The sequence below is a fragment of the Paenibacillus sp. Soil724D2 genome, assembly GCF_001427935.1.
Lineage (GTDB): Bacteria > Bacillota > Bacilli > Paenibacillales > NBRC-103111 > Paenibacillus_E.
In genome coordinates, this window is record NZ_LMRY01000001.1 from 388756 (window position 1) to 401999 (window position 13244).

The 13244-nt window shown below is 45.0% G+C and carries 11 protein-coding genes and 2 tRNA genes; 1 reads left to right on the forward strand and 12 read right to left on the reverse strand.

From position 1 onward, the window contains the following. Nucleotides 1–46 precede the first annotated feature (46 nt). Complete coding sequence (locus ASG85_RS01930) at nucleotides 47–1183, forward strand: hypothetical protein (protein WP_060645228.1); 1137 nt, start codon at nucleotides 47–49, stop codon at nucleotides 1181–1183. Between the two features lie 50 nt (nucleotides 1184–1233). Here ASG85_RS01930 and ASG85_RS01935 read toward each other — a convergent pair whose 3' ends face one another. From ASG85_RS01935 to ASG85_RS01985, 12 genes are all read right to left on the reverse strand, one after another. Then, nucleotides 1234–2007, reverse strand: coding sequence for a stalk domain-containing protein (locus ASG85_RS01935; protein ID WP_060645229.1), 774 nt, complete (start codon nucleotides 2005–2007; stop codon nucleotides 1234–1236). A gap of 81 nt (nucleotides 2008–2088) precedes the next feature. Further along, nucleotides 2089–2835, reverse strand: a complete 747-nt coding sequence (locus ASG85_RS01940) for a DUF1906 domain-containing protein (RefSeq protein ID WP_060645230.1) — start codon at nucleotides 2833–2835, stop codon at nucleotides 2089–2091. Between the two features lie 152 nt (nucleotides 2836–2987). Next, a complete protein-coding gene (locus ASG85_RS01945) occupies nucleotides 2988–3266 on the reverse strand; it encodes a DUF2277 domain-containing protein (RefSeq protein ID WP_057303000.1) in 279 nt (92 codons plus the stop codon). Between the two features lie 185 nt (nucleotides 3267–3451). Beyond that, nucleotides 3452–3808: a hypothetical protein gene (locus tag ASG85_RS01950; protein WP_060645231.1), complete on the reverse strand. Its 357-nt coding sequence runs from the start codon at nucleotides 3806–3808 to the stop codon at nucleotides 3452–3454. A gap of 25 nt (nucleotides 3809–3833) precedes the next feature. Beyond that, entirely contained in the window at nucleotides 3834–4352 is a 519-nt protein-coding gene (locus tag ASG85_RS01955; protein WP_060645232.1) for a DUF3231 family protein, read from the reverse strand. A 118-nt stretch (nucleotides 4353–4470) separates the two neighbouring features. Continuing rightward, nucleotides 4471–5991 carry a xylulokinase gene (gene xylB / locus ASG85_RS01960; RefSeq protein WP_060645233.1) on the reverse strand — a complete coding sequence of 507 codons (1521 nt, stop codon included), beginning with the start codon at nucleotides 5989–5991 and terminating at the stop codon, nucleotides 4471–4473. A 264-nt stretch (nucleotides 5992–6255) separates the two neighbouring features. Then, nucleotides 6256–6329, reverse strand: a tRNA-Ile gene (locus ASG85_RS01965). 12 nt (nucleotides 6330–6341) lie between these two features. Beyond that, nucleotides 6342–6418: transfer RNA gene (locus ASG85_RS01970), tRNA-Met, on the reverse strand. Between the two features lie 91 nt (nucleotides 6419–6509). Further along, nucleotides 6510–6674 carry a hypothetical protein gene (locus tag ASG85_RS38700; protein WP_164484139.1) on the reverse strand — a complete coding sequence of 55 codons (165 nt, stop codon included), beginning with the start codon at nucleotides 6672–6674 and terminating at the stop codon, nucleotides 6510–6512. Between the two features lie 165 nt (nucleotides 6675–6839). Then, a complete protein-coding gene (locus ASG85_RS01975; protein WP_060645234.1) occupies nucleotides 6840–8591 on the reverse strand; it encodes a hypothetical protein in 1752 nt (583 codons plus the stop codon). Between the two features lie 66 nt (nucleotides 8592–8657). Beyond that, the gene (locus tag ASG85_RS01980; RefSeq protein ID WP_060645235.1) at nucleotides 8658–9914 is read right to left on the reverse strand and encodes an efflux RND transporter periplasmic adaptor subunit; all 1257 of its coding nucleotides are present in this window, start codon (nucleotides 9912–9914) and stop codon (nucleotides 8658–8660) included. 29 nt (nucleotides 9915–9943) lie between these two features. Further along, entirely contained in the window at nucleotides 9944–13054 is a 3111-nt protein-coding gene (locus tag ASG85_RS01985; protein ID WP_057303006.1) for an efflux RND transporter permease subunit, read from the reverse strand. Nucleotides 13055–13244: the final 190 nt, after the last annotated feature.

Below are 13244 nucleotides of genomic sequence, written 5' to 3' on the forward strand. Positions count from 1 at the left end.
AACTTGATTATGTGCTTATAAAACTGAATGAGGAGGAAGCTAACCTATGCATCCACTCCGAGCAAACAGCTTGCTCCTAAAGCTGTTTTACTCACTGTTGCTTACAAACCTTCTTACAGCTGCAATAGGTATAAACACATGGGCTCACGGCTATATGCCACTGCTTGAAGAAACCGCGAGTTCCGGAGAGTTCCATCTGATCGTTAAAGTTTCACCTCATGCGGCTTATCAAACTGAAGCTATATTTGCAGATAAAAAATTGCAACGAGAGCTTGAAGATGGAGGAACTGGTACACCATTCATCGCACCGCTTCCCCCGGACACCACGCTTTCCTTTGACAAAAAAGGTGTGCCACAACGTTATGGTGTCACCCCGAATGGAGAAGTGGTAGATCTCGCGGCGAGACTCACGTTAAACATCTCAAGCACCGCTCAAGAAACACTGCGTTCGCAAGTTCAAGTTGTTAGAGCCAAGCATTATGGCGAAATACTTCCCTGGGAGGAGGCTAGTGAAGTCCTCCCCAAATACAGTAAATTCACCATCGTAGACGTGGAGAGCGGTCTCAGCTTTGAGGGGCAGCGCCGCGCAGGCTCGCATCATGCGGATGTACAACCGCTGACCAAATCCGACTCTGCGACACTCAAAACCATTTACGGCGGCGCCTGGAGCTGGGACCGCAAAGCAGTCCTCGTGAAGCTGAACGGCCGCACGCTGGCCGGGTCCATGCACGGCATGCCGCATGGTGGGGATGGTATACCGGGAAATGACTTTAACGGTCATTTCTGTATTCACTTCCTCGGGAGCGTGACGCACGGCTCCCGCTCCGTCGACCCGGCGCACCAGGTCATGGTGCACCGAGCGGCAGGCTTGCTGACGGAATACATCAGCAAGCTCTCGCCTTGGGCGCTGATCGACGTATGGATCAGCGCAGCGAACCAAGGTGACCTGCAGCTGCTGCAGGTCACCACAGGGCAAGAACAGGCGCTGCATGTGCGAAGCATGCGCCGCCTGTCCAAGTTCCCGGAGCGGGACGTGTCCCAGCTCCTGCAGCTTGACACCGCGGTTGACGTTTCGGCTACGCCGGTACGTCCTTCCGCGGTTGCGAACAGGCGCGTGCTCTTTCATCTCGAAAGAGCTTCGCTGGATGAGCGCTGGTATATCCGCAGCGCTGTCATGCAATAATAAAGCCCGGCATCTCAGGAGCTAGTCGAGAGATGCCGGGCTTATCATTTTTATTTTACAGTAATTTTACCCTTCATGAAATTCTTATGAGGCTCACAGAAGTACGTATACTCACCTGGCTTAGCAAACGTAACACTTTCCGATTCACCCGTCGCCAAAAGCGCTGTTTGGAAACTGCCATCATCCGCGACAGCGTTGTGTTTCACTTTATCCTTATTCGTAAAGATAACAGTCGAGCCTGCTTCAACGGTAATATCCCCTTCTTTGAAAGCAAAGCCCTCAATATTCACGTAATACGTTTTAGCTACCTCTTGCTCGGATCCAGAAGTCCCTCCGCTAACGAGATTAACCGTCCTCGTTGCTTCATCATACATGACCTTAATCCCGAACACTTCAGCCAAAAAACGGGAGTGAACGAAGGTTGAACTGTTAATCAACTGAGCAGGACCGACCATCGATACTTTGGCGCCATCCACATTGGCTTCTGAGGATCCGATCATGAGTTTAACCGTTTTTGCGTCCTTCTTTACGGTTACCGTTTGGGTAGCGGCATCATAACCTACCTCTGATCCAATGCCTTCTGCAAAGGCACGGTACGGCACAAACAAAGAGTTATCAATAAGGTAGGACTCATCGAGCTGCAAGGGCTTGCCATTCAAAGTGAGCTTCATATCGGATTTTACCTGCTGTTGTACCGCTGCTTTCATACTCATGTCAGCCGCCATGCTATCATGTCCAGGCTCATGTTCCTGAGCCGAAACTGATAAGATGCTTGTAGTGAGCAAACCGAAACCGAGTACAACCGCGAATAAACTTTTTTTCATATTAAAAATCCTCCTTTGAATTTGTACATCTACTCTATAGAGTAAACGTATCAATGGAGGATTCGGTTTACTTTCGAGCGATTATTGTTCCGGTTGACCCGAAACTCTGCGCAGCTCATTAGCCAGTCGATGAAATTCTTCCCTGGCAGCAGTGGACGACGTCGCCTCATATCCGGCCGAAAGGAAGGGTATAATTACATTGGCATCTTTAGGAGACAGCGGATACGACTCGGGAGGCTCGGGTACTGTTATCGTACTCCACCAACCTTCTTTTCCATACGATTCATCGTAATCCACGCCAATCCCATGCTCAACCACATCGTTCAAGTATTGATAAATGTTTATGAAATTAGACTTTTTACCTCCGCTCCAAGCATACGTTTGCCAAAAATGAGAGCAAGCTCCCACATTACGGACGGCTTCCATCACGGCATAAGAACCATATACACCGGTCGTATACTCGGGTGTCGCCTCACTTGCTGCCCGGAGATAGGCAATAATGGTTGGCATTTGGGCACTTGAGGCGTCAAAGTCGACAGCAAAGTAAATACAGCTGCCAGGTGGTTGGCCCAGATCATGAGCAACCTGCACAGCCGTTGCCCCATCAGCCAAACCAGCACTTCTTCCTCCGAGAGCGCGATTCGCCGTTGTTTCGAAAACGGATACGATTTGGAGTCCTGCCTCGCTGATCGTGTCTGCTTCACTTTTGGTTAACGCCTTGTAACCACTCGGAACGAGATATCTGGCTACAAACAAGTAGCCATCATTGACGAAAGCAGCGGCGGTTTGTGCCGTTAAAGGCGTTGAACAATCAAAACCTTTGGTCACTTTCTATCACCTATTTTCTACTAGTTTTCATACAGAATATGCATAGCGAGGCTTGAGCGCTACAAGGACAAGTTGAAAGCCTATCCATGTAAACACAAATAAGGCTCTTTCCCTTAAAGAAAGAACCCGTAATTACTTCATCTTGGATGTCATTAACCTTCTTTTGTTCCGAACCTTTTTGCATTCCTAGCACGCGCACGTTCGACCTCGACCTCACGATTACGAGGCTCAGCATTGGTTACAAGCGAGTCCAACAGATTCCGGGCAACTAAACTAACCTCTTTGACAGCTTGATTGAAGGCCACCTCATTCGCCTTTGAAGGCTCAGTAAAGCCCGAGATTTTCCTTACAAATTGCAGCGAGGCCGCCTGAATTTCATCATCAGTAGCCAAAGGATCGAAATTGAATAGTGTTTTAATATTTCGGCACATAGCTTTCTCCTTTTGATATCGTAATAAAATTAATTTTACAATAACATCCTAAATTAAGCACACTATCCATTCATCGCGGCAAATAACCGATGCAGCTGGCGCATTTTCTCGATTATTGAAATAAACGAATAAAGGCCGACGAATATCGTCAGCCTCTATCTTTTTTCAACTATTCATTCTTGGTATTACTGATAACCTCGGTCCGATGAACCGTATGAATTGCCATAATTCGTTTGTTGTTGAGGTTGCTGCATATTTAAAGACTGAAAGCTGCTTTGAGCCGTTTGTTCAAGCTGTCTGCACAGCTGGGAAACTTGTTGTAATTGTTGAATAGCCATTTGGTGGCCTTGCAGCGCGGATTGAATGATTTGGACGGCTTTTTGTTCCCGTTGTGCTAGCTCTTCAAGTCTCAATGCGTTTTGCTGCTCTTGTTGAAGCATATGTTGGTACATCTGTGAAGATTGTTGCGTTTGGTTTATGAGTTGTGCAATGATACCTTGCGTTTGTTGAAATTGGCTATTGATATTTTGGTCTTGATACATTGTAAATCCTCCTCATATTTGGATCTTAAGCTTCTACTAACTCAGGTCTTTTGATTTGTAGAGGCGGGGGGACAAGCCACCCCTTTTCTTTGCTTAGTCGAAGAGCCTTTAATCCGATAGCAGCCTTGGTGACATGGTACTTTGCAAAAAGAGCACCTACGTCTTCACGAATAGACTTGCCCATTACCTGACTGCAAGTGATCAGACCCGCCGCCAAATCTGCCGATACCATAGCTGCGATCTCGGGATCAGTGAATCTTGCCCCGATAGGTATCTCCTCTAATTTCGCTTTCGGGCGGTCAGGATGTACCGGATGAGGAACGATACCATTATTATTAAGAATTTCGTCGCACTCTTTGACTTCTAACTCGGCTTGGTTGATGACATCGCCGATGATTTCTTTTAAGTCTTTATCTCCAGCATGATAGCTTAAGGCTCTATAACCCGATATACATCCCTTCGCTGCCATGGAGAGCTGCCAAACATCATAAACCTCCCCGTAATGCAAGGGCTCGTCTTTGGGTTTCCCGCTTAAAATTCCCATTCAAACCTCTCCTTCCTTATCTCGCTTTTAGCAACCTTGTATAAGATTTCTAACCGGGGTGACTTTTATTCCCACAAAAACAAAAAAACCTGATTTCTCAGGCTTTCGTCGATTTGCGTTATTGCCTTGATTGACTAGGATTGGTTAAACCATTCATTCTTTTGAACAATTCCTTATTGCATTGATATAACTCTCTAAAGAAAGCGTACTGCTCTTCGTAGACGGATCTGTTCTTCAAAATAGGCGTAATCGGTCTCTCAGCTTGCTTCACCACGATCTCACACGCTTCCTCTATAGATCTGTATACTCCTACCCCTACTCCTGCCATCATAGCCGCGCCAATACAGGCCTGCTCTTCCATAGTGGATGGAAATAACTCACAGCTTAGCACATCTGCAAGTATCTGCAGCCATACGGCACTTTTAGCTCCACCACCGGCCATCACGATTCGGTCAACTCTCACACCCAATGCCACCAATACCTCCAACCCATCGCGCAGCCCAAAAGCTACTCCCTCCATGACTGCCCGAACCAAATGGGCTTCATTGTGCTTTAGCGTTAAACCGAACATAGCTCCTTTGGCGAAAGGGTCCATATGTGGGGTTCGCTCCCCAGTCAAGTAAGGTAAGAAAATAAGCCCTTCTGATCCTGCGGGAACCTGAGCGGCACTTTCATCGAGTGATCTGCTATCCTTATTGTGGAGGATATTTTCTGTTAGCCATCTATGAGATAAGCCAGCATTCAGCATCGCCGCCATCATATACCATTTGCCTGGGACTGCGTGGGTGAAGGTGTGAGTTCGCAGCAAGGGATCATAGATAGGTGTTTCTACAGGGACAAACCATTGTCCACCTGTGCCCAACGTACATGAAGCCTGTCGCGTGTGTAAAATCCCATTGCCAATAGCCTGCATGGGTTGGTCTGCGCCACCAAAGACAACAACAGTACCTGCTGGAATGGCACAATCAATTGCTGCCTCAGTTGTCAGCGTTCCTGCAACCTCCCAAGGCTCATGAACTGTTGGCAGCAGTTCCGGATCGATGCCGAGCTGTCCCAACAGTTCACTAGACCAACACTTATTGACTACATCATAAGCTAATGTGCCTGATGCATCTGTTGACTCGGTTCCTACTTCGCCTGTTAGCCTATACCTGATATAATCCTTTGGCAGCATGACTTTCCAAATCTTCTCATATGTATCCGATTCATTCTGCTTTAACCACAACAGCGATAAAAGCAGAAACCCGGTCGCAGCCCGGTTCTGTACTAGCTTGCCAATCTGCTCGAGAGAATACTTCGCCTCAAGCTGTTCCTTTTGTTTGATTGAACGCTGATCGCACCAAATAATCGCCGGCCGAAGCACCTGTCCGTCCATACCTATCGCAACAAGTCCATGCATTTGTCCAGATAAGCCAATAGCGTAACGGTCGCTGCTACGTATTCCTGCTTGCCTGACAGATTCAGATAAGGTTTGTTGTACTGCCTCCCACCATAGCTGAGGCTCTTGCTCCGCATAGCCGACCAAGGGCGAATGAATGTCATAACTTTGTTGAGATAAGCCTATCATCCGTCCCGCGGGGTCCATGGCAGCCGTCTTCACGCTGGAAGTCCCTAAATCTATTCCGAGAAGTGTTGTCATTATATATCCCCATCCATTTCTGCAAAAGTTCAGCCTGTTTTTACTGTCCAGTATGCTCATATCCCATCAGTGCCAGCATCGTGCATGAACAATTCTTCGACACTCAAGGTCGTTGTCCCTTTAGGAATATTTGATAAGCGTGCGACATTTCGGTCTAAAACGTAAAAAAAGCCTCTCCATATCATCGAAAAGTGATGAGATCGAGAGGCTTTTTTGATGTTATAAAATAATAAAAACCCTTATATACCAAGGGTTTCCGTGCTATGGGCCCAGAGGGACTCGAACCCCCGACCAATCGGTTATGAGCCGACCGCTCTAACCAACTGAGCTATAGGCCCACCATAAATTATTGGTTGCGGGGGCAGGATTTGAACCTGCGGCCTTCGGGTTATGAGCCCGACGAGCTACCGGGCTGCTCCACCCCGCGTCATTAGCTGCCGCTCAACAGCGACAAAAATAAATATACACTAAATGCGCGGTCTAAGTCAAGCGTTAATTTCTAGGGTATTTCGTGTAAATTACGTGTTATAACGAACGCCAAATCGCCCTTTTTTGGACTTAAATACTTCTACTTCTTGTGGACATTCATAGCCGTAAATCCACCAATCCTCTTCCATTCTTTTCGCCAAGCAGCCCGCTTGAAACTTGGAATCGTATAATTTAGCCCAATATATCCAGTTCATTGCATTCACTCCGTTATGTTCATATCGTTAATCCTATCTTATCCAAAATAAGGCCAGCTTATGAGCACTCCACCCTAAGCAATGAGTTACCGCTCAATATAAAGCAAAAAAACTACTTGAAAGTGATCTAGAGATCAGCTCCAAGTAGCTTTTTCGTTGAATTATCTATTGTTTGAAAGTAGTCAACAACCGTTTAACAGATTCACCATATTCGTTCGTGAAAGTCTCAAATACTTTGACCTGAATCGGAAAGTCCAGCTGGTTGGATCTTGCATTTAGGTTAATTGTGTTTGTTCCATTGTACAAACGTCCTTCGCCTGACAAGGCTTCAACTGATTTTCCAACCGGATTTCCAACATTATCGAATAATTCGAATGAGAGCTTACTATTAAACTTATCTACCGTTACTTCCTTATCTGGTTTAATGTCCAGATCCAGCTTCAGCTTATAATCATACGTCATATTACCTTGGAAAATAGCTGAAATTGTCCAATCTTTAATAGTAATACCATACGGATACACGTTCAAAGTTTTGCTCGTTGGATCATTCTTCTGAACAGGTACTTTCGCCGTCGCAAGCAGTGATTTATAAGTCGTTTCTCCACTCACTTGTTGGCTGTAAAGGTTCATTTTGAGGCCTTCACCTTTTTCAGATGCTGGAAGTGCATACGAATAACTAACGACATACGAGGCATTAGGAACAACACTTAGTGCAGTAGCTTCCTGTCTTCTGCCTCCGTATGCATAACCATCTTTACTAACAAGCTCCGTTTGGATCGCCGGAATTGGGATCGGACGGTCACTGTTGTTCGTCAGTTTAAACTTCGCCACTGCCGTATTAAAGCCATCGTCTTCATTACTTGTTACATGTAATTCAACCAGCGAAACATCGACATTGGAAGGAACGAATTTATTCGTAGAATCCAGTTTAACTGGTGTACCTAAGGTATATTCAGGGGCTGGAATGACTCCCTGCGTCACAGCTCCTGTAGGGAGAAGAATATTAACACGTCCTACCCGATAGGTGTCTTCGTGGAACTTTCCATCACCCGTTGCAGTGGCAAAACTCTCTGGTGTCACTACATTCAAGCTAGTAAATTCCGTATCTAGATCTGTTGGAATAACAATATGGATATATTTCTTCTCACCTGGATCTAGTACGACGGAAGCTTCGGCGCGACTGCCGGAATAAACGTTATTTTCTGTTTTCCCATCAATCCCAAAGTTAGGTACGGTTTGACGTTCTTTGGTCGGATTCACGACTTGAATTTGAACAACTGTGGAAACGCCTTTGGCTGTGATTTCCTTATGAATGTCCACAGGTATGAATCCTAGAGTCGAGCGCAAAGAAGGTAAGGTAAACGCTTCTCCCCATTTCAGGATCGCGGTTGGTTTCGTTATGGTGCTGTCACTGCCATTCCATACGATACCAGAGTCAACGGCCACAGTAAGCAGTGTTGTTTCTTCTTTTGGATATACCTCAAGATTCACATCTACAAAGCTGAGATCGGTAAGAGCAACATCGTCAGTCCTTTCAACCGTCGTTAGGTAGCTGAGTTCCTGCTGGCTCTTGGGTTGAATAGATTTAGGGTTTTTGGCACTTGGCTGCAGCGTATATTCGATGCCATCAGCCATCCGAACCCGCAGTTCAAAGTCAGGTACACGAGAGATTTTACCACTCGTATTTTTAATTCGAATTACGGCACCCAATTTCGTTGAATCCGACTCGTGCTCATTGAGCATGCTTTTAATTTCGACCTCAATCTTATCCTTTAGCGCATAGCTTATATTTGTATTTGCTGCAGCTGCTGCTGCCAAGTTCAGATCATCCGCAGCCCATGCAGGAAAAGATGCTGTAGTTAAAAGTGCTGCTGTTAGAACAATGGTAGCTAGTGATCTCTTCATCGTCTTATTCACTTATTTCTCCTCCAATTATAGGGATCTTTGAGCAGGAGCTCAAAGTCTCTCCTTTTTAGGCTTCTGTTAGTTACCGATTTTTACTTTATCTTGATCTTTTAGTTGATGTTGACCGGAGATAACAAGAATTTCGCCTTCTTTGACGCCGGAAATAACTTCCTGATTGGTCTCATTCAAACGGCCAAGTTCAACTTTACGCTTCTGTACCGTTTCACCATTCACAACAAAGACAAAATTATTACCGCCTTCGCGGACGATGCTAAGACTTGGAACGACAGGTACGTTTTGTTCATCATCTTTGGTGAGTTCTACTTGTGCCTTGGAGCCTGGTTTCAGCTTGCCATCCGGATTTGGAACCTCCAATTCCAGATCATAAGCTTTGGATTGTCCGTTAATCACATCCGATAAGTAAATCACTTTGGCTCCGGCTTTCGTCGTTACCCCTGGTATGTAGAAAGTCAATTCGCTTTTGCCTCTAACAAGGTTAGCCGATGCTTCGGTAAGCTGAGATTTGATTTTGACCGGATTCGTCTGTTGAACTTCCCCTACGCGGCCACCTGGCGCTAACGTTTGACCGACAGTAATATTGAGATCCGTTAACACGCCGGAAGCAGGTGCTTTTACCTCAAGATTGCTAAGAGTCCTCTCAATATTCCGCGCATTTACTTGCGCTGTTTCTAAACTAGTCTCTACTTGTGCGAGTGAATTCGTCTCTTGCAGTGTTTTCAGTGATCTACGTGCGCTTGCTAAATCTTTCTTTTTATTAATAAGCGCCGTTTCCGCCTGCTCTAGTTGAGATTTCGTTGCTGTGCCCAGATCATATTCATTGCGAACCGTGTTGTAGGCTTTCTCTAGATCACTAACGGAGGTCTCCAACTTAGAAACGCCATCCTTGGCATCTTCAATCCCGTTCGAATTCCTCTGTTTAGCCTCTGTAAGTCCTGCTTGCGCACCTTTTATATTAACAGAATTCAAATCCTTCTGAATCAAAACATCCGTTGGATCCAAACGGAAAAGCACATCGCCCTTCTCTACGATATCTCCGCGTTTCTTCACGATTTCAATGACTTCGCCACCAGACTTCGCGACAATATCTAATTGAACGGATGATACTACGTCTCCGACTTGTTCGACAGGCTCACCAATCTTTTGCTTGGCAATTTTGGCCGTTTTTACTACCTTAACCCCTTGCTCTGCTGCAGCAGTTGTTGCTGCTGGGCTTGCTGCTGGTGATGCGGAACATCCTACGGCTATCGCCGCGCTGAGCGCGACGACACCGAATAATTTAGTACTCTGTTTTATCATAAACAACTGACGTTTCATATTCGTTTTCTCCTTTTCCCCTGTTTAGCTTATTGGAGGGCAGATGTTGCTTGCTCCGATTGAATAGAATTCGACTTTCCTTTTTTCTTGAAGAGGCGGCCTTCTCTTTTCTTAAATAAGATCTCATACATAATAGGCACAATTACGAGTGTTAGTAGCGTTGAAGTTGTAAGACCACCAATAACAACGACAGCCAAACCTTTGGAAATAATCGTTCCTTTGGATAATCCAAGTCCAAGGGGCAATAATGCAATGATTGTTGCACCTGCCGTCATGATAATAGGTCTTAACCGCGTAATTCCCGCTTCAATAAGGGAGTCACGAATCGAATAATTTTGTTCTCTAAGCTGTTGTACACGGTCTACGAGTACAATCGCGTTCGTAACAACGATACCGATCAGCATGAGGAAACCGATGAGTGAAGTTACATTGATCGATTCGCCCGTTACTAGGAGTCCCAAAAGGCCACCAATTGCAGCAAGCGGCAGTGAAAACAGAATGGCAAGCGGTGCTCTAGCGTTTCCAAAGGCAATAACCATAACCATGTAAACAATGAAGATGGAAGCGATGATGGCCATAAACATTTGCATAAAGCTTTTATTAATATCATCGGATACGCCTTTCACTTCCCTAGTAACGCCTGAAGGAAGTTCTAACTTGGCTAACTCTTCCGTAATTTTCTTGCTGACGCCGCCTTTATCCGTGGCATCAATTTTCGCTTTTACACTGACGATTTGCTCTTGGTCTTCACGACTAATGTTATTTGGCGCTTCAATCTGCTTGACTCGAGCGACTTCATTTAACTGAATCGTTTGACCGGTAGGAGTCTTAACTAAGAAAGTACCCAGTTTATCCACAGAATTCTTGTAAGCAGGATTCAACATAACTTTGGTGGCATAGGTGACGTTATTAAATTTAAGATCGCCAAGCTTCTCTTCCGCAATCCAGGCGTTGACCGATTGTAAGATTTGAGCACTCGAGAGTCCATACAACCGTGCTTTGTTTTGATCTACTGTAATCTCTACTTCGGTTTTGGAATCACTCAAGCTATCTTTAATATCGTTAAGCTCAGGGAACTCCTTCAACTTGTCTTTAACCAGCTGCGATGCTTGCTTGAGATAAAGCTGGTCATCCCCTTTAAGGGAATAAGAGAAATCGGATCCAGTTGAGGTAGGAGGTCCACCGGTAAACAATTGTATATTCGCATCGGATCCTGGAGGCATCAGTTTCAACATATCTTCCTTGTACTTTTTGACACCTTCCGTCGCATCGGTTTCTGCTGTTAGCTCGAAAAACATCATCGCTCGATAAGCATATCGGTCACTGCTCTGGTTATAACCTACAAGGGATTCAATATACTTGAATGCGGGTTTGCCAGCTTTGTCCGTATGTAATTTCAAGTCTTTTTCAAGTTCTTTGGCCTTCTCATTCATCATTTCGATCGATGTTTCTCGTGGCATTTTAATCTCGATAACCCCTTGTTTAACGGCTTCACTATTGGGCATGAAAGCCACAGCTAAATTAGGAACTGTAATGATGATCGAGAGTATAAGGGCAACACCAGCCATCAATAATGTTTTGATGCGGTTATTTAATGACCATATAATTGCTTTTTTGTATTTCTCGGCCATAGGTCCCACGTGATTATCATCGTGATTGGTAAGCTTCTTGCTTCGAAGTACCATTAGCTTCGCAAGCATCGGGATCACCGTTAATGCAACGATCAATGAAGACATCAAGGCAACGACAAGTGTAATTGCAAAAGGACGGAATACTTCACCAACTACCCCGCTAACAAATCCAATGGGACCAAATACACCCACTGTTGTAATTGTAGAGGAAGTAATCGCACTAGAAACCTGTTTTGTCGCTAATTTAATAACAGATTCGTTACGCTCTTGAGCTCTTTGCAGTTGACTGTAGATATTCTCAATAACGACAATACTGTCGTCCACGACCCGCCCGACTGCAATGGCCATTCCTCCTAACGTCATGATATTAAGGGAAATGCCTAGAGGTCCCATGACTAGTAAGGTAACAAGAATGGAAAGAGGAATCGAAACAAGTACGATGATCGTCATACGTATATTACGCAGGAAGAGCAAGATCATTAATGAGGCAAGCACTGCGCCTAATCCGCCTTCTTGCACCATACCGTGGATGGAGTCTTTAATATCGTTGGCTGAATTATAAATTTTGTGGAATTTCACGCCAGGCAGCGTTTGTCCCCAATCTGTCATCAGCTTATCTGCACTATCTGCAAACTCTACAGCATTCGCTGCTTTCGTTTTGTAAAGCAACACGCCAATGGCTGGTTGATCATCTAATCTTGCAATGAACTTGGACTCGCTGATAGCTTCAACTTTAGCAATTTGTTTGAGAAGAAGCGTATCGCCTGTTTTCGTTGTGATTTTCAAATTGTCCAAGTTGTAAATCGTATCCATTTCACCTTTGACTCGAACCATCTGCGTGTTTCCATTGAAATCTACCGTACCCGCAGGGCTAGATACCAATGAGGCTTTGATCAAACCCGATACATCTGCTGGCGTTAGACCATAATTATTTATCGCAGGCGCATCCAGCTTAATGGTAAGTACTGCATCCTGATTGCCTACAGAATCGATATGGTCGATCCCTTTAAGCGCATTAAAGCCAGGAAGAATCGTGTCTTTGTAGGCTTTATCCAGCTCGGTTTGGTTCATTCCCGCCTCACCATAAACCGCTAAGTAATAGACCGGTTCGGAAGAAAAGCCTGCTGTTAACACTTTAGGCTTCTCAGAGCCTTGAGGCAGCTTAACATTGGAGATCAGGCTCTCCACATCTTTCTTAACATCTTCAGGCTTCTTGTCTTGGTCTAACTCCAGGATAATCTGTGAATAATTGTCCTGTGATCCGGAGCTCAGGGTTTTGAGTCCATCCAACCCTGCGACAGCCTTCTCTAGCGGCTTTGTAATTTCATCCAGCACATCCTTCGGAGGTGCTACATATGTAGTGCTAATAATGACGACCGGAAATGTAATATCTGGCATACTTTCTACCTTTAATGTGGTTGTAGAAAACGTTCCTCCTACGACCAACAGCAGCATGACGATGAAAACCGCTGCCACATTTTTCATTGAAAACTCGGTTAACTTAGACATTCTCACTTCTCCCCTATCACCAGCTTTAATACCTACATCCTTCGTTCTCACTCAATTATCATACTTGGAATTTCTTAACAAAACATAAACTAGAATTGAAAATTTTATTTTTTTCTCGGTCAGGATTTATTATAGCTCTTCATTTTGATAAAAACAGGTGAGTGAAGTCATATTCCAGTCATATATTGGT

Excerpts from the sequence above, each read along its gene's own strand:
- ASG85_RS01950 (WP_060645231.1), bottom strand. The coding sequence starts at position 3,808 with ATGTATCAAGACCAAAATATCAATAGCCAATTTCAACAAACGCAAGGT.
- ASG85_RS01955 (WP_060645232.1), bottom strand. The coding sequence starts at position 4,352 with ATGGGAATTTTAAGCGGGAAACCCAAAGACGAGCCCTTGCATTACGGG.
- ASG85_RS01945 (WP_057303000.1), bottom strand. The coding sequence starts at position 3,266 with ATGTGCCGAAATATTAAAACACTATTCAATTTCGATCCTTTGGCTACT.
- ASG85_RS01985 (WP_057303006.1), bottom strand. The coding sequence starts at position 13,054 with ATGTCTAAGTTAACCGAGTTTTCAATGAAAAATGTGGCAGCGGTTTTC.
- ASG85_RS01980 (WP_060645235.1), bottom strand. The coding sequence starts at position 9,914 with ATGAAACGTCAGTTGTTTATGATAAAACAGAGTACTAAATTATTCGGT.
- xylB (WP_060645233.1), bottom strand. The coding sequence starts at position 5,991 with ATGACAACACTTCTCGGAATAGATTTAGGGACTTCCAGCGTGAAGACG.
- ASG85_RS01930 (WP_060645228.1), top strand. The coding sequence starts at position 47 with ATGCATCCACTCCGAGCAAACAGCTTGCTCCTAAAGCTGTTTTACTCA.
- ASG85_RS01935 (WP_060645229.1), bottom strand. The coding sequence starts at position 2,007 with ATGAAAAAAAGTTTATTCGCGGTTGTACTCGGTTTCGGTTTGCTCACT.
- ASG85_RS38700 (WP_164484139.1), bottom strand. The coding sequence starts at position 6,674 with ATGAACTGGATATATTGGGCTAAATTATACGATTCCAAGTTTCAAGCG.